Origin of the sequence: Methylobacterium sp. WCS2018Hpa-22 (genome assembly GCF_031843785.1) — a bacterium.
In the GTDB taxonomy this organism is placed as follows: Bacteria; Pseudomonadota; Alphaproteobacteria; order Rhizobiales; family Beijerinckiaceae; genus Methylobacterium.
Genome location: NZ_JAVTJA010000013.1, coordinates 1 through 15,513, shown reverse-complemented (window position 1 = coordinate 15,513; position 15,513 = coordinate 1). Strand labels below are relative to the sequence as shown.

Genomic DNA, 15,513 nt, shown 5'->3' with positions numbered 1-15,513 from the left:
CGTCGCCCCAGCGGGCCAGGGAAGGCACTCGGTCCGAAACCGCCACGACCACCGGCCGAGTTGACGGCGGCCCTAGACGGTCAATTTTGGCGACCCTTCGCGCATCGCATCACACCACCTCCTAAGGACGATCGCGTTGTGCAACTCGATCGGACGGGCCCTTTCGGTAATCGGCGGGGCCTTTCCATGTCAGCAACGCCGGTGGGGCACGGCATGTGACAGGATGGGGCATGCTTGAGATCCAGAGCGGGTTGGCGTGTGAGCGAGTGCCGAACCGCACGGCGTGCCGGGCGAGGCGGGCCTAGATCATGGTCACTGAACAAGTCACGGCCAACCGCCATTCGACGGAGACCGCGCAAACCCAAGTGGATTGTGCCATGAACACTCGTATTACGTCTGCTGTTGCTGCTGTCGTCCTGAGCGTCAGCGCCGTTGCTTCGCCCGCCCTTGCCAAGACCTATCTCGCACGTGGCGAAGTTCCGGCCTATGAGGTGACCTCTTCCGCCCCGAGCCGTGTCACGGCCGATGACGATCTGACTACCGGATCGATCGGGTACAGCCGCGGTCGCACTTCCGCTCAGGAAGGCAATGCGGAGCAGAACAGCTTCCCGGTCTGGCAGTATGGCCGCACCTCGGGCGGTAACCGCTAAGCTTGCTGAGAACGGTTGTCGTTGGCGGCGGGGCGAGAGCCTCGCCGTTTTTGTGTGTGAGATCCGACGGGCCCGCTGGGTATCAACCTGTGTGAATGAAGGTGGCGACCCTAAGGTGGACACACTTTCTTCTGACCTGACGGGAGAAGTCGCCATGCTCGAACGGTCCGGGGAATTCTGGGAAGCGATCCCCGGCCTCGTAGAGGCGAGGGTGACATCCGTGCTTGGTCGGGCACCCAAAGCGCGAGAGCCTGTGATCGAATATCTGCGAGACCTTGAAGTCGTTGCCCGCCAGGAATGTTCTCGCCGCCAAGCCGTGCAGGAGATCGCATCCCTTCGTCGCCTGCTTGGCGATGAGACCGATGTCGGTAACGGCTTGGGCCACTCGTTCGAGAAGGCGTTGATGGGGTAGGCGTAGCCGTCAATCGCTCTGTCGGTGGGACGCTCATGACAACCACCCCGCGAGGCCGGTCCATGCCTCGGTGATGTTGGCCTCGCGAGGGTCGGCCTTGTTGGGGCCAGTTCGCGGATAAATGCGATTTCGTGCGTTAGGGCCTCGGGGCCGCCGGCCTGAGTTAACTCGTCCCCCTTCCTGCGGATCGCGCGACAGAACGCCGTGGCGGTTAGCCTGCCTGGGACACGCCCCCGAGATCGTGCGCCGGAGCGCTTTGGGCCGCATCTTGGCCTTCGGGCGACAGGCCGAAATCAACGGCGCCAACTCCATCGCCTGTCCATCCGACAGCACCATGTCTCTTCACCTGAAACAGGGAAACGCCAGACTTTGCAATCCGTTCGGGCGAGGCCAGGCCCGAGGACGGACTACATTTCAGGGGGGCAGGCCATCGCAGAGTGCGAGCCCGGACGTTTTGCGGAACGTTCCTTCAGACACATGTGTAAGTGGAACGGGACGACGAAGGCTGGGGCGGGTAGAAACCTTTATGGAAGCGATCAAGCATCGTCTCAGAGACCTGTACGAGGGCGATAGCGACAGGGCACACCGATTTCGCTACGGCCTGCTTGTCTTCGATATCGCGACGATCCTTTTCATTGTGGTGTCGTCGTTCATGCCAAGGGCGCCGGTCGTGGAGGGACTCGATGTCCTCGTCGGCCTTGCAGTGCTCACGGACTTCGTCGCCCGATTCTCCATCGAACGGCACCGCTGGCGGGAATTGCTGCGTCCGACCACCTGGGCCGACATCGCCGCATTGGTCTCCTTCCTCGCCCCCATCGTCGGCGAAGGGGCCGGGTTTCTGCGTATCCTGCGAACCTTACGGCTGCTGAGGACCTATCAACTCCTCGACCGCTTGCGCTCCGATAGCGGGTTTTTCCGCCGCAACGAGGAGGTGATCCTCGCCGCCGCCAACCTTTCGGTGTTCGTCTTCGTGATGACGGGGCTGGTATACGCCACTCAGCACCGCACCAATCCGGCTATCGCCAACTACGTCGATGCCTTGTACTTCACCGTCACCTCGCTCACCACCACCGGCTATGGCGACGTGACCTTGCCTGGCACGTCTGGTCGCTTACTGTCCGTCGTGGTGATGATATGCGGAGTGACGCTGTTTCTGCGCCTCGCTCAAGTTCTGTTCCGTCCCAACAAGGTAAGGCATCCTTGTCCGGCCTGCGCTTTACAAAGGCACGAGCCGGATGCGGTTCACTGCAAGGCCTGCGGGACCGTGCTGAGCATTCCCGATGAGGGAGAGTACTGACCGGAAGGCGGCATGGTCGCGTAGATGGGGCGCCGGTCCACCTGGCTTACATGTCAGACAAGCGCCCTGGACGCGAGGTGGAGCCCGAGCCCCAACAGCCCGAGATAGAAGCAGCGTCGGAAGACGGGCTCACTCACACGGCCGCGCACCAACCCGCCCAGCTTCATGCCGAGGAGGGCAGGGACCAGGGCGAGCGCCGAGACACTGGCGATGCCGAGGTTCAGGATCCCGCTACCCGCCAGGGCGACGGCAAGCGCCACGGTGGACACCGTGAAGGATAGCCCAAGGGCCTGGATGAGATCCTCCCGATTGAAACCCAGTGCGGCGAGAAACGGTGCGGCGGGAATCGAGGAGACACCCGTGGCGGCCGTCACCAATCCCGTCGCCGCCCCAGCCAGAGGTGCCAGCCAGCGCTCGGCCCCTGGTGGGACTCTCAGGCGGGGGGCCGCGAGCCCGAGGATCGCAGAAGCGATCAGGGCGAGGCCCAAAGCAACGATGGCCCCGCCTCCGAAATTTCCATGTAGGAGCGCAGCTGCCGCCAGGGTCCCAACGACACTTGCCGTGAGCATCGGCCAGAGGCGCCGCGCCAGCGTCCCGAAGCGCGGACCGGCCGCAAGCTGCCAGATGTTCGTCACGAAGGCCGGCACGACCAGGAGTGCGGCGGCCTGAGCCGGTGCCATGACCAAGCTGAGCAACCCCATGGCCACAGGTGGTAGGCCAAGCCCGACGACACCTTTGACGAACCCGGCAAGGAAGAAAGCGAAGGCTGCGACAGCGAGAGGGAATGGTTCGAGGGCGAGGGGCATGATGGCCGGGAGATCCAAAGGCATGAGGCCCAGCCTGCCTCGCCCCTGACCCTGGCGCCGTCACGGCACAATATGGAAAACAGGGGCGTTGTGCATGCGGCGTCACGCAGGGCGATGGGCTAGGGTAAGATGACGGAAGACACCCTTGCGGAAGCGAGCTTGCACGCGTTCCTTGGTGCCTTTTACGCCAGAGTTCAACGCGATCCCCTCATCGGGCCGGTTTTTGCCCGTGTCATCGCCAATGACGATTGGCCCCGCCACTTGGCTGTCATTCAGGATTTCTGGTCCTCGGTGCTTCTGAAATCCGGCCGTTACAAGGGTAATCCCTTCGGGAAGCATCAGGGGCTCGGTGATCTGACGCCAGCCCATTTCGCCCGCTGGCTCGCGCTGTTCGAACAAGCGGCGAACGAGGAGTTCCCACCTGACATCGCGACGATCCTCATCGAGCGTGCTCACCGCATCGGCGACAGCTTGCAAGCGGGTCTTTTTTTCCGGCCGGGGATCCCGCGTGCCGAGTCCTGAATTCGCGGACCGCTGCAAAAGCACCAGCTACCCTCGCGGTGTTGCAACGAAGTGGTCGATGATTGCGTAAAGGCCCGACTGGCTCTCCGACCGAAGGAATGAGAATGCGCGGCTCAGCACGAATGCATCATACAGGACCGCGTCGCGCCGCCGCCGCTGTGTCGGCCATTCTGCTTGGGATTTTGACGACGCCTGCTTTCGCCATCACGCCGGTGACGCCCGTGGGAGTGGAGAGCTGCGACGCGTTCCTCGATGCATATGCCCGATGTGCTGCCAGCCCTGGAGTACCGGAAGCGGCCCGCCCAGGTATTCGACAGGGCATCAACACGATGCGGGAGAGCTTCCGCGACACGGTCATGCGTAACGAGACGGCTCGACCGACCGTGGCCTATCAATGTGCCCAGGCTCACGAGGCCGTACGCAAAAGCCTGATCGATGCCTTCAAATGCGATTTTCCGGCTGCGCCCTCAGCTTCGCAGGCTCTGTTGCAGACCCCACCGTCACCACCGAGAAGCACGGGTGCGCCCACCCGCACTGCGCCGCCGCCGACCCCCGAGGCTCAGGCGCTCGCCAAGGCCAATGCCTATACGGAGGCTCAGAACCATCTCGTCCGGTCCCACCCTCTCGAGCAGCAACTCGCCGATTATCGCCGTGACAATGAGCGGGTGCTCAAGCTCGGCACGAAGCTCGGAGCCAATGCGTGGTACCATTTCGGCATCGTGGATTTCGATGGAGTCATCGGTGAGTTGGAGAAGGCCATCGCCTTGCCTGGAGTGGTGCCCGAGATCGATGCCGAGGCCGCCCGATTGCTTGCGGCGCTGCGCGAGCTCAACCCCACGCTGAAGGCACTCACCCGCTATCAGACCACACGAGAATTCAAGGAGGACGGCTACAAATTCGCAAGGGAGCAGCACGCGATCCTCGTCCCCCGTGTCGAGGCCGCCGCAAAAGCGATGGAAACCTACGGCTCAGCGCTGTTCGAGCGTGAGATTGCCCGGGACGAGCGGCGCCTGGCGACGCTTCCGGAAGACGCGCCGGCGCGCCGTCTTCTCTCGACGAGCCTTACCTTGCGACGCGCCGTGCGGCGCTTCGAGTCACTGGGACCGAAGGCAGATGTCGCGCCCTTTCTGGCGGCACTGGGGGAGGTATCGAACGCCAACCGGCAGCTTGGCTCGACTTTCGACGGCATGAGACCGAAAGCCGACTCATCCTGCACGGGCTACACGGATACGGTCGCGAGCCTGATCGGGCATGGCCGGGATGTGGCACGTGACATTCGCGCGAAAGGCGACCCGAGCCAGCCGGCGCAACGCTTCAACGAGACCTACAATCGCTCGGTGCGGGATTTCGAATCGTGCCAGAAGAACGACGATCGCGTCCGTCCGGGCTGATGCCGCGCGGACAAGAATGACTGTAGCGCCCGGACGTCTCACGTCTCGACCGTCACGTCAGAAAGCTTCTTCCACGACCTCAAGGTCGGGCCTCGTCTACCCGCGACGATGGCCGGCCCGGGACGAGGCCTGACGCAACGTGTTCGCCTACATGGAGGGCTACGCTCGACCAGACTCATCACCTCCAATCGGTGATGCGTGATGTCGGTGAACAGGTGGAAGCAACGCCGCGTGAGATCGTTGACAATCTTTCGTATTCTTGATCATAAAGCAGCATCAAAACATAAATAAAATTCAACTTTCATCAGAATCCATCGTAGTAATCAAAGAAGACGCGATCTGGATCGTGCTTATCTCTCAGGGCACAAAGCCGTTCCCATTTTTCAGGGGTGAAGGCTTGGGGAATATTGCTTGGCTGTTCGACCGTGTTCGTCTCGCCGATATAATATCCGGTATTGAAAGGGCGCAAGGTCGTCGTGATACGGCGATGCCATTCGGTGTTGGCGTCATCGTCTTCGGCCTTCCACCACATGGTCCACGGGCCACCGTAAACCTTGGAGGAGACGGAATAGGCCATGTCCTTCTGCGCGGCCGGGACATTGGGGCCGCAGAAGATGGTCAACAAGAAGACGGATGTCGCGGAAGGCGCGCTCGGCAGCAGGTGCAGGATGGCCTGCACCAACTCTCCCGGAGAGTGATCGGAATAGGTCGCCTCGACGCGAGAGCGGGCACCTTCCGGCCAGAAGGATCCTGACGCATCGAACAGCTGCTCGAAGGTAACGGGCGTCGCGAACGACGACGAAAGCGGAGGGATCGGAGCGTGCTCCAGCGCCTGCAGCGCGGCCTCCGCGGCGTGCGGCGTCTGCTCGAACGCCGTCGCCGTGACCATGCAAAGCCAGCCGTTCCGAGCGGCGGCCTGTCCTCTCAACTCCGGTGGCGCCTGTACGACGAACAGGCTCAGTTCGACCGCGGGAGATAGGCTCGGGGCTGTCGTGCCGAGCCAGGTTCCGATCGCCGGTGCGTCGTCGAGCCGATAGTAATAGGTGCTGCCATGCATGGCTTCGGGCAGCCGATGAAGCTTGAGAAAGTATTTCGTGACGATCCCGAAGAATCCGGAGCCTGCTCCTCGGGCGGCCCAGAAGAAATCCGTGTTCTCGGTCGCGCTCGCCTTGATCAAGTCGCCCTGTGCCGTGACGAGTTCGATCGCCTCGACGCTCTCGGCTCCGCTCCCCCAGACGGTGGGGTTCCAGGCCATGCCACCACCGAGCAGATAGCCGCTCGCTTTCACCTGAGGACAATGGCCAGTGGGGAAGGCCAGCCCAAGGGGATTGAGCGCTTTCTGGATGTCACGATTGCTGATGATCGGCTGAATGACCGCCTTCAGATTATCGGCATCGATGGAGATGAGCTTCGTGAAATTCGAGAGATCGATCAGGATGCCGCCATGACGCAACGAGGGCTGGCACCAGTTATGGCCGCCGCCGCGGACGACGACCTTCAGGCCGCTCGCGCGGGCGAACCGCACGGCCGCGACGACATCGTCCTCGTCCACGGCTCTCACGACGGCCTGGGGGGCACGGTCCGGGATCAGCCTGTTCCAGAGATTCCCATGGATCGCCTCGATGAACTGCGCATCGCCCGCAGCGAAGACCTCACCTTTGCAGGCGTCCCTCAGACCAACGATATTCATGGCGTCACGCAGTATGAAGGAGGAGCCCGCCCGGATGGGAGCAATCCGGGCGGAGGATCTTGCTTTGATCGGCGTTCGAGAGTCGGATTCAGTAGGGGACTCTGTCCGCCTTCTGGGCATACTTCTTCCAGACTTCGACGGCTTCCGTGCGCATGATCTGCGTTGTCGGAATGGAGCGCTCGGAGACATCCTTCTTGAGCTCGGCATAGATCATGCTGTCGTCGAAGCCGCCGTATTCCAGTGCGTCTTCCACCTGGGCGGCGTAGTAAACCCGCTTGATGCCGGCCCAGTACGCGGCCGCCATACACATCGGGCAGGGCTCGGCGCTGGTATAGAGCGTCGCGTCGCGAAGCTTGAACGTCCCTTGCGACTTGCAGGCCTTGCGAATGGCCTCGATCTCTCCGTGCCATGTCGGATCGTTTTCCGCGACGACGCGATTGGCGCCCTCGGCGATGATCTCGCCATCCTGAACGATGACGCAGCCGAAGACGCCACCGGCGCTCTCGACCAGGGAGGTCTTTTCGGACAACGCGATCGCCCGAGCCATGAAATCAGTGTGGTCGTGAGCCATTTCCAGTCTTCCTCGGTTGAGTGGTCAGCTTATGCTGTGACGAACGATGACGAATGATTAAAACAGGTGGGAGAAGAAGAACATTTCGAGCCCGTAGAGTGCGACCAGAATCGTCACGCCCAGCAACTCCTTGCGCCAGCGCTTGTGCGTATCCGGTTTCAGCCACCAGCCCAGGCCGAAAATCGCCACCGCCATCAGCGGCCATGACACGAGCGAGACGCTGATGGCATTGCCGATGAAGGTGGAAACGGTCAGCGGCAATCCGTTCAGCAAGGGGCTGAGGAAGCGGATTTCCAGCATGACGACGGGAAACAGAACGAGCAGGACGAGGCAGGTCTGCTTCCAGGCGGGCGGCGGCGCGAGACGTTGCTCATTGGCGAACCACCCGGCGAACGGGTTGCTCATCCTGTGGCTCCGCCAGGTCGATACCTGGGGCGTCGCTTCGGCCAGGATCGCCTGTCTTTCCGGGGATTGCAGCCAGGCATCGAGGAAGGCCGGGCTTTCGAAGCGAACCAGCGTTGTCCAGTACGGGACTTCCGGCGACAGGGGCGCCTGGACGAGGGTACCCATATATCCTGGAAAGCGGGCCTGTCCCTGCTGAATACGTTCGGCCCAACGCCGAAACGCCTCTTCCTGCCCCGGCTTCACAACCGTCGTGATGACCTCCGTGACAGTCGTCGTGGAGTGATAATCCGGCGCCGCCTCATCGGCGTGTGGTCCCTTGCCGTCGCTTTCCAAGGCTGTGAGGCTTGCCAGGAGCGTAGCGCGCGCCTCGTCCTCGACCCATCGGGTCAGCGCTTCGGGCGAGCGGAACCGTTGGATGATCTGCCATTCGGCCGAGCCGGCGAAAGCCGGGATGATCTCGAGGCTGACGAAGTCATGGGATGCCGAGACGGCCCGGGTAAACTCGGCCTGCCACGTTGCGAAGCGAGCCTCCATGCCGGGCCGCACAGTGAGTTTCGTCGCGACGGCCTTCGTCGTCCCGGTTTTGATTGCGCGCGACGCATCCTGCCGTAAGTCTAGACCGTCACTTGCATTCGGTTTTTCGATAACATCTTGGTTGTACGCCACCGAACTCATCCTGCGAATCCCATATCGCCCAAATACATGACTGGTTCGGTAGCCCTGTAGGTCATTGACCTACAGAAATTCACTTCCATGCTCGATTCTTGAGCAGCGAATGGAATTTAAATACAGAGATGAACGAAAATCATGAGCTTATTGTAAACATTTCAATCTTTAAGGAAAGTTCAAGTCAAACGAAGCTGATTGCTTTGATTGAAGGTTACTGAATTGTTTTTGCGGCGTGGGGCGGCATGGGGAGGGTACCTGAACGAGGGTGGTGCGGCGTGAAGTTGTGAAGCGTCGGCGCTGGTGCGCCTTCGTCCAAATGCTCCAGGTCGCTCACGCCGGGGGGCGACACAGTCTCCGATGGCAGACTCGGGGCGTCGAGCGTCGAGCGTCGGGCGGACCAAGGCTGTCCGGTTGCCCGGGCCGGCGGGCCAGGGCTCTATCCGGCGGCGTGTACGGGTCTGTGAGACCGTATGGCTTATGTCTCACGGGCCTTGGCCGCCTGCGCGAAACGGATTCGCCTAAGGGTCATTCAGAAGCGTACGTGGCATCTTGGACGGATCATGGTCGCATGACGTTGATCTCGTGTAGGGCGGTGACCTACAGGGAGGCGCAACAATGAGGAATCATACCCTGGTTGGCCGCTTCGCTCGGGGTAGACATGTCCTTGTTTCGGCTGCTGATCGTCGACGACCACCCGATCGTGCTGGCCGGTCTGAAGCTGTTGCTCCAGGGCAATGACCGCTTTGACGTGAGCGGAGAGGCCAACTCGGCCCGGACGGCCCGTATCGAGGCCGAACGAGTGCAGCCCGACATCATCGTTACCGATCTCATCATGGGGGACGGTGACGGCATCGCCTTGATCGAGGATCTGCGCGCCATCCTGCCGGCGGCCAGGATCATCGTCTATTCCAGCCGCGACGAAACGGTCTGGGGGCCTCTTGTGATCTATGCCGGCGCGCATGGCTACGTGGCGAAATCCGAACCGCTCGAAACCGTCGCCGTGGCCCTCGACCGCGTGGTGGCGGGTGCGATCCATATGAGCGAGCCGGTGCAACAGCTGCTGATCGGTGATCTCGCGCGTCGATGCGACCGTCGGACGGATATCGGCGCCCTATCCGGTCGCGAGCTTCAGGTTCTCCGGCTGATCGGCAGCGGTGCGACGCTGCAATCTCTGGCGAAGGAACTCGGGTTGAGCGTGAAGACCGTCGGTACCTATCGGGAGCGCCTGAAGGTCAAGCTCGGGCTGGACAGCGTGAGAATGCTCGAACGCTATGCGGCGGATCACCTCGCGGGGCGTCTCGATCCGTCATGAAAGGCAGGCCATCATGAAGAGCTGGCTGGCACGCTGGGACGTGTCCCCCGCCGAGCAGGCCGGCATGAGCTTCGGAGACATGCTGACCCTCGTCAATATTCGACGGGTCGAGATCGCCTGCATGCTGGGGCTCTTCACCAAGTCGATCGAGTTCGCCACCGGACTCAGGACCGTTCAGATCGCCGTTGAGATCGTGCTGGCGCTCAGCTTCCTGCTCGCCTCGCTGACGCTGCGACGCGGCGGTGGAACGTGGCTCCCGCGCGTCTTCGTCGTAATCTTCCTGGTTCTGACATTGCTCGATACTCAATGGGCGATCGCCGCGATGGGCGCCAAGGGGCGGCTGACGAGCGGATACCCCATGATGCTCCTGTCTCTGACCTTGCTGTTCGTGCTGCCGCCGCTCACCTTCGGGCTGACCTTGATCCCGCTGCTGCTCACCTATTGTTGGATCGTGCTCGGCACGGCGACGTTTCCCGCCGAGCAGGTCATCGCCATCGTTAATGCCGCGATCGTCTCGGTCATCGCCGTCGTCGCCGCAGCGCTGATCCATGCCGGACGTCGCAGCGATTACGAGCAGAAGCGCACCATCCGCCTGCAGAATGACCGGCTGATGGAGAGGAACGGCGAACTCGACACCCTGATGGCGATCACCGCCCATGACCTGCGCAGTCCCCTCTACGGGCTGCGCAACCTGTTCGATCTCGCCGTCCGGCGCGCAACGCGGGAGCCGGAATTGCCGCTCGTCGTCTTGCAGCAGGCGAGAGCGAGCATCGACGCGATGCTCGCTCTCGCGACCCGGCTGCTCGATGCGCACGCCGCCGAGCACCGGCCGCTCGCCCGCCTCACCGACGAGGATGTGCGAGGGCATGTGCTGGCCGCCGCAGGCCGGACCAAGCCGCTCGCCCAATCCGCCGACGTCCGGATCGACGTGGATCTGCCGGATCGCCCGTTGGTCGCCACGCTCGACGCAGGAGCCCTGGCACAGATTCTCGACAATCTTCTCGGCAACGGCGTCCGCTACAGTCCGACGGGGGGCATCCTGACGGTCAGCGCCGCACAGGAGGGCGGAGACGTATCGATCCGGGTTCAGGATCGCGGACCGGGTATCGATCCTGCCCGATACGATCTCCTGTTCAAGAAGTTCCATCAGTCCGTGGGGACGCGATCCGATGGACCGCCGAGCACGGGCATGGGGTTGTTTATCGTCGCGACGCTGTCCGAGCGCATGGGCGCGACGGTGCGTTGTGAACCCGGGACGAATGAGGGCGCGGTCTTCGTGGTGACGCTGTCCGCTGGCAAAGAATGAGCATCGGCGTTCCCACAGCGCCTGTCTCCGACTCCTGCGCCAAGTGGCTGTCGCGCATAGCAGGAAACGACCGACTTACGGGGAGATCCGGAAGGCGGGCTCCAGCAGGCCGCGTATTCCGGCGGCCACCAGGAGGGTGCGCCCGTGCTCGGGATCGGCGTCGCGTTCCTCCGGGCTCATGCCCTCATAGGCGCTGGTGATCAGCAGGCGATCGAGATCGGGCCCGGCGAATGTGGGGCATGAGGGGCGGGTCACCGGCAGGGGAATCGTCCGCACGCGCTCGCCCTCCGGGCTGTAGGCATCGATGCAGGATGCCCCCCAGCGGGTGCACCAGATGCGGCCCTCTGCATCGACCGGAGCGCCATCGAGGCCGCCATCCCCGCCGCGATGATCGTAGAGCGTCGAGGGCTCGCCCGTCGGCAGGCCAGTGCTGGGGTCGAGGCTGACGCGCTTCAGCAGACCCGCATCGGTGTCGGCGAAATAGCCGGTCGCGCCATCGGGCGAGAAGCAGATGGCGTTCGGGATGGTGAGCGACCCGTAGAGGCGCGTCACCCGGGTACCGGCGACATGGTAGATCGCGCCACGCCCCGGCTCGGCATCGCGGCCCATGGTGCTGATCCACAGAGCGCCGCAGGGATGCACACGGCCGTCGTTGGAGCGGGTGCCTGCATCCTCCACCTCCAGCGGACAGAGCAGCGTGAGCTTCCCGTCACTCAGCCCGCGCAGGTAAAGCCCGTACTCGGCGGCGAGGAGATGACGGGTTTCGTCCACCGCGGCGACGGCGCTCGCCATGAAAGGCAGATCGTGCAGGCGCGCGGTGCCGTCCGCGAGCGACCTCTCGAACAGCTGCCGCTCCAGAATGTCGACCCACCATGCCGTGCCGGTTCGCGGATCGTAGCAGGGGCCCTCGCCGAGATGGCAGCGGTGCGCGTCGAGGATCGTCATCGTGTCCATGCTCGTCCTTCCTCGGGGCAGCCGCTCGCGGCGACCGGCATGCCTGTCATGCCGAAATATCCCCCGAGAGTATCCCCCGGGTCGAAGCATCCCCAAGTCGGGGCTTTCCGAAGTCGGGGCTTTCCGAAGTCGGAGCCTCCAATGTGGAATCTTCGGGTTTCGTGTGGGAACGATGAGTCCCCTCGGCATCCAGGATCGGGGCCACGAAAGATGCAGCGGGGCACAGCTCGATCTGCGCATACGCCTGCGATACCGGCATCGATTGTTCAACAGGTCTCCGCAGGCTATTCTGAAGGTCGTCGATATCCGTTGCGATCACTGTACAAGGTGCGTGATGCAACACTCGGGTCGATACAAGCGTCAGTGCTGCGAGGATACGCAAGCGGCCCGCGTGCCGAGGGCCAGGAGGCGCGCGGAAACGATGCCCGCGCGACGGAAACCGAGTCCTCCCGTCGCGTTAGATCGGCAGGCGCATCACATACCGCGCGATGGGTTGCTGAGAGGATTCGATGGAATACAGGCAGCTTGGCCGTTCCGGCCTTACCGTACCGGTGCTCAGCTTCGGCACGGGCACGTTCGGCGGGACAAACGAATTCTTTCAGCGCTGGGGCCAGACCGATGTCGCTGAGGCGACCCGCATGGTGGACCTTTGCCTGGATTCCGGTGTCAATTTCTTCGACACGGCCGACATCTACTCGGGAGGTGCCTCGGAGGAGATCCTGGGCCAGGCTCTGAAGGGCAAGCGCGAACGCGCGTTGATCTCCACCAAGGCGACTTTCCGCTTCAATGACGACCTGAACCAGGTCGGCTCCTCGCGCCATCATCTGGTCCGTGCCTGCGAGGCCAGCCTGAAGCGGCTCGGTACCGAGCATATCGACGTCTACTTCATGCACGGATTTGACGCACTCACCCCCGTGGAGGAGACGCTTCGGGCGCTCGACGATCTCACCCGCTCGGGCAAGATCGGCTATATCGGCGCCTCGAACTTTTCCGGCTGGCACCTGATGAAGGCGCTCGCCACATCCGAGCGCTATGGGCTCGCTCGCTACGTGGCCTATCAGGGCTACTATTCCCTGATCGGGCGGCATTACGAGTGGGAGCTGATGCCGCTCGGCATCGACCAGGGCGTGGGCCTGATGGTTTGGAGTCCGCTTGGCTGGGGCCGTCTGACCGGCAAAATTCGCCGTAGGCAGCCGAACCAGAGCGGCCGCATCGCCGCGGGCGGCGCCGAGGGCGGGCCGCCGGTGTCGGACGAGTACCTCTTTGGCGTGGTCGATGCGCTGGATGATGTGGCGGCGGAGACCGGCAGGACGGTGGCGCAGGTCGCCTTAAACTGGCTGCTGACCCGGCCCACCGTATGCAACATCGTCGTTGGCGCCCGCACCGAGGAGCAGCTCAAGCAGAACCTTGCCGTTCTCGACTGGACGCTGACGCCCGAGCAGGTGGCCCGCCTCGATGCGGCGAGCCAAGAGACGCCGATCTATCCCTATTGGCACCAGAAGGGGTTCGATGAACGCAACCCCAAGCCGACGACTTGGTAAAACGGCTCTTCGTCTATCGTCTTGAGCGGTGCGTTCGTTACGCGTGCACCTGCTCTCGCTTGGCAGCGCGGCCTGCGTGGTGTCGCATTCCGCCCGTCTCGACTGGAAAACGGCCTTATGCGTCGTTGCCGACCAACTCGGAGATCATGCGGGCTCATCGGTCGGGCTGACTTGAGGGCCCGCGGACGGCCACCACGCGGCCGCGCGGGCAGGCTTCAAACCATCGAACAATGGAGGCTACATCTCGAGCAAGGCAGGAAGCCGTTGCGTTGGATTACCAAAGTGCACGTGGCAGCCGCCGCTTCCAACGCTCGCCCGGCCGTAGAGCCGCTGCCTGCTGAGCGCGCCGTGCGGTCCGCGCTTGAGCCAAAGCAGGCCCACTGACGCCACCGGATGGCTGTATCGAGTCGGGGCTCGCGACAACCGGTGTATCGTCGGGCTCGTCGTCCGCATCGGCAAACGAAAGTGCCGAGTCGACCTGCGCCACGACCTTCTGCTTACGTTTGGTCGGTGGCTTCACGCGTTGCACGCGTGGCAGCCGCTCCTCTTCCGGCGCTTTGCCGACCTCGGGAGCGTCCGGCTCATCGGGCATGGCAAACATCGGCACGAGACTCGGCAGGACACGCCGGGCGGGCGGCTCGGCGGGCGCCACTGACGGTGCAGGCTCGGGATGAGCGAGGCGCAGGGGCTGCATATCGGCCGGCTTTTCGGCCACAGCTGCCTGCAGGTCCCCCCACAGGTCGTCACCGACGCGGGAACGTGCCGGGGCGTCGGGGAGCGAGGCGCGGGATGTACGGGTATGCTTGATTTCGACCGTGAAAGGTCGCGCGCTACGGCGCTTCATGTATGAGATAATCCTGAGATCGACACGCTCAAGGACGCAAGACGCGTCGGCAGCGAATGCTTAGCATATGAGGAACAGATGATGCTTGTCCAGTGAGATACAAGCACAAGCCGTTTTATCTTAGATGAATGCATGTTGGCGCAACCGCCGGATCGATGCATCCGCATTGCGATGATGGATGAAGATGCCTCCGGCCTGCTCCCAAAGGGGCCGGTATTTCTCCCGGTCATCCACGAGGGCATCGCCAGGACGGCAATGTTCTCGTTTCAGCGCGGCACTCGTCGTGATCACCTCGACACCGGGGAAATACCGGGCCGCCCAGAGGCGTTTCTGTGGCTCAGCCCAGTTTCCCCGCGGAAGACCCGTGAGGATGATGGGCTCGAGGTGGCGAACCGCCTCATACAGTTCCATGGCATCCGGCATCAACGGTAGCTCGCCGAAGAAGTTGTTGAGCGAGGCAAGCTCGCCCCAGAAACCCTTCAGGCCAAAACGCCGCTCGAATTCCGCCGGTGACATCCCGAAGGCTTGCTTCGCGCCGGCATCGAAATCGGCCAGCACGCCATCGCAATCCAGGAACACCGTTGGCATGGACAGTATGGCCTCAGAAATCGTGTGTCGTTGATCTGGAGGAAGAACAGGGACGTACGATCTTCGTCTGCGACCGGTCAGAGGCTTTTCGAGACGACACCGAAAGCCAGCAGGACATACGCGCCGACGAAGAACCAGGTCCGGTACTTGACCACAGTGGGACCAATGGTCGGAAGGCGCAAATAGAGGCTGGCGACGGCGAGGCCGATCAGCACCAACGAGAGAAGGAAGGTCAGACGGTGTGGAGGCGAGAGGTTCAGCATAGCCCGATCCTGGCGCCGTGTGGTTGAGGAGTCGTGAAGGGGTCGGCATCCGTGCCGGACGGCGTATTGGCGCGGTATCCTATGACGAGCCCGTTCTTCGGCGAATGTTTCGACAGCCGATCCTTCGGCGCGCCCGTCATCGCCTCCGGTCCGAGGCGGACCTCCTGCCGACGTATGTCGCGACCGGCGGGAGCAACGATAACGGCGCTCGCTGGCCGAATGTCAGCCTGTGCCGGCCGCCTAGAGTTGCACCCGACCTCGTTGGGTCGGGTGCAACTCTAGGCCTTTGTTT

At 62.9% G+C, this 15,513-nt stretch carries 16 protein-coding genes; 8 read left to right on the top strand and 8 right to left on the bottom strand.

The genetic code is table 11. The annotated features are described in order from the left end of the window. Positions 1-308: 308 nt before the first annotated feature. The 3 genes from RQI43_RS17405 to RQI43_RS17390 all read left to right on the top strand — a co-directional run bounded on the left by RQI43_RS17405 (position 309) and on the right by RQI43_RS17390 (position 2,359). On the top strand, positions 309-650 hold the full coding sequence (locus tag RQI43_RS17405; RefSeq protein WP_405030652.1) for a hypothetical protein: 342 nt from the start codon (positions 309-311) through the stop codon (positions 648-650). A 91-nt stretch (positions 651-741) separates the two neighbouring features. Further along, the gene (locus RQI43_RS17400; RefSeq protein WP_311275972.1) at positions 742-1,062 is read left to right on the top strand and encodes a hypothetical protein; all 321 of its coding nucleotides are present in this window, start codon (positions 742-744) and stop codon (positions 1,060-1,062) included. Positions 1,063-1,588: 526 nt separating this feature from the next. Further along, complete coding sequence (locus tag RQI43_RS17390; RefSeq protein WP_056428304.1) at positions 1,589-2,359, top strand: potassium channel family protein; 771 nt, start codon at positions 1,589-1,591, stop codon at positions 2,357-2,359. 53 nt (positions 2,360-2,412) lie between these two features. Here RQI43_RS17390 and RQI43_RS17385 read toward each other — a convergent pair whose 3' ends face one another. Continuing rightward, positions 2,413-3,189: a sulfite exporter TauE/SafE family protein gene (locus RQI43_RS17385; protein ID WP_405030651.1), complete on the bottom strand. Its 777-nt coding sequence runs from the start codon at positions 3,187-3,189 to the stop codon at positions 2,413-2,415. 105 nt (positions 3,190-3,294) lie between these two features. Here RQI43_RS17385 and RQI43_RS17380 point away from each other — a divergent pair, with 105 nt between their 5' ends. Continuing rightward, complete coding sequence (locus tag RQI43_RS17380; protein WP_311275971.1) at positions 3,295-3,687, top strand: group III truncated hemoglobin; 393 nt, start codon at positions 3,295-3,297, stop codon at positions 3,685-3,687. Between the two features lie 182 nt (positions 3,688-3,869). Beyond that, positions 3,870-5,078: a DUF3829 domain-containing protein gene (locus RQI43_RS17375; protein WP_311275970.1), complete on the top strand. Its 1,209-nt coding sequence runs from the start codon at positions 3,870-3,872 to the stop codon at positions 5,076-5,078. Between the two features lie 304 nt (positions 5,079-5,382). Here the strand turns inward: RQI43_RS17375 and RQI43_RS17370 are convergent, their stop codons facing one another. From RQI43_RS17370 to RQI43_RS17360, 3 genes are all read right to left on the bottom strand, one after another. Beyond that, a complete protein-coding gene (locus tag RQI43_RS17370; RefSeq protein ID WP_311276105.1) occupies positions 5,383-6,768 on the bottom strand; it encodes an FAD-binding oxidoreductase in 1,386 nt (461 codons plus the stop codon). Between the two features lie 88 nt (positions 6,769-6,856). Beyond that, a complete protein-coding gene (locus tag RQI43_RS17365; RefSeq protein ID WP_018043743.1) occupies positions 6,857-7,339 on the bottom strand; it encodes a nucleoside deaminase in 483 nt (160 codons plus the stop codon). Positions 7,340-7,396: 57 nt separating this feature from the next. Further along, positions 7,397-8,410, bottom strand: a complete 1,014-nt coding sequence (locus RQI43_RS17360; RefSeq protein ID WP_244478035.1) for an antibiotic biosynthesis monooxygenase — start codon at positions 8,408-8,410, stop codon at positions 7,397-7,399. 661 nt (positions 8,411-9,071) lie between these two features. Here RQI43_RS17360 and RQI43_RS17355 point away from each other — a divergent pair. Together RQI43_RS17355 and RQI43_RS17350 are read left to right on the top strand one after the other, a co-directional pair. Further along, on the top strand, positions 9,072-9,725 hold the full coding sequence (locus RQI43_RS17355) for a response regulator transcription factor (RefSeq protein WP_311275969.1): 654 nt from the start codon (positions 9,072-9,074) through the stop codon (positions 9,723-9,725). Between the two features lie 13 nt (positions 9,726-9,738). Further along, a complete protein-coding gene (locus RQI43_RS17350) occupies positions 9,739-11,031 on the top strand; it encodes a HAMP domain-containing sensor histidine kinase (protein ID WP_311275968.1) in 1,293 nt (430 codons plus the stop codon). A 75-nt stretch (positions 11,032-11,106) separates the two neighbouring features. Here RQI43_RS17350 and RQI43_RS17345 read toward each other — a convergent pair whose 3' ends face one another. Then, complete coding sequence (locus tag RQI43_RS17345) at positions 11,107-11,985, bottom strand: SMP-30/gluconolactonase/LRE family protein (protein WP_311275967.1); 879 nt, start codon at positions 11,983-11,985, stop codon at positions 11,107-11,109. Between the two features lie 509 nt (positions 11,986-12,494). On the opposite strand from RQI43_RS17345, the gene RQI43_RS17340 reads away from it, so the two are divergent. Continuing rightward, entirely contained in the window at positions 12,495-13,526 is a 1,032-nt protein-coding gene (locus tag RQI43_RS17340) for an aldo/keto reductase (RefSeq protein ID WP_311275966.1), read from the top strand. A gap of 274 nt (positions 13,527-13,800) precedes the next feature. Here RQI43_RS17340 and RQI43_RS17335 read toward each other — a convergent pair whose 3' ends face one another. The 3 genes from RQI43_RS17335 to RQI43_RS17325 all read right to left on the bottom strand — a co-directional run bounded on the left by RQI43_RS17335 (position 13,801) and on the right by RQI43_RS17325 (position 15,221). Next, entirely contained in the window at positions 13,801-14,370 is a 570-nt protein-coding gene (locus tag RQI43_RS17335; protein ID WP_311275965.1) for a hypothetical protein, read from the bottom strand. A gap of 120 nt (positions 14,371-14,490) precedes the next feature. Next, on the bottom strand, positions 14,491-14,958 hold the full coding sequence (locus tag RQI43_RS17330; RefSeq protein ID WP_311275964.1) for a hypothetical protein: 468 nt from the start codon (positions 14,956-14,958) through the stop codon (positions 14,491-14,493). 77 nt (positions 14,959-15,035) lie between these two features. After that, positions 15,036-15,221, bottom strand: a complete 186-nt coding sequence (locus RQI43_RS17325) for a hypothetical protein (RefSeq protein WP_311275963.1) — start codon at positions 15,219-15,221, stop codon at positions 15,036-15,038. Positions 15,222-15,513 lie beyond the last annotated feature (292 nt).

Bases quoted from the DNA above. Each gene is read 5' to 3' on its own strand.
- RQI43_RS17335 (WP_311275965.1), bottom strand. From the start codon at position 14,370: ATGAAGCGCCGTAGCGCGCGACCTTTCACGGTCGAAATCAAGCATACC.
- RQI43_RS17350 (WP_311275968.1), top strand. From the start codon at position 9,739: ATGAAGAGCTGGCTGGCACGCTGGGACGTGTCCCCCGCCGAGCAGGCC.
- RQI43_RS17330 (WP_311275964.1), bottom strand. From the start codon at position 14,958: ATGCCAACGGTGTTCCTGGATTGCGATGGCGTGCTGGCCGATTTCGAT.
- RQI43_RS17365 (WP_018043743.1), bottom strand. From the start codon at position 7,339: ATGGCTCACGACCACACTGATTTCATGGCTCGGGCGATCGCGTTGTCC.
- RQI43_RS17405 (WP_405030652.1), top strand. From the start codon at position 309: ATGGTCACTGAACAAGTCACGGCCAACCGCCATTCGACGGAGACCGCG.
- RQI43_RS17370 (WP_311276105.1), bottom strand. From the start codon at position 6,768: ATGAATATCGTTGGTCTGAGGGACGCCTGCAAAGGTGAGGTCTTCGCT.
- RQI43_RS17355 (WP_311275969.1), top strand. From the start codon at position 9,072: ATGTCCTTGTTTCGGCTGCTGATCGTCGACGACCACCCGATCGTGCTG.
- RQI43_RS17390 (WP_056428304.1), top strand. From the start codon at position 1,589: ATGGAAGCGATCAAGCATCGTCTCAGAGACCTGTACGAGGGCGATAGC.
- RQI43_RS17325 (WP_311275963.1), bottom strand. From the start codon at position 15,221: ATGCTGAACCTCTCGCCTCCACACCGTCTGACCTTCCTTCTCTCGTTG.
- RQI43_RS17340 (WP_311275966.1), top strand. From the start codon at position 12,495: ATGGAATACAGGCAGCTTGGCCGTTCCGGCCTTACCGTACCGGTGCTC.
- RQI43_RS17380 (WP_311275971.1), top strand. From the start codon at position 3,295: ATGACGGAAGACACCCTTGCGGAAGCGAGCTTGCACGCGTTCCTTGGT.
- RQI43_RS17345 (WP_311275967.1), bottom strand. From the start codon at position 11,985: ATGGACACGATGACGATCCTCGACGCGCACCGCTGCCATCTCGGCGAG.
- RQI43_RS17385 (WP_405030651.1), bottom strand. From the start codon at position 3,189: ATGCCTTTGGATCTCCCGGCCATCATGCCCCTCGCCCTCGAACCATTC.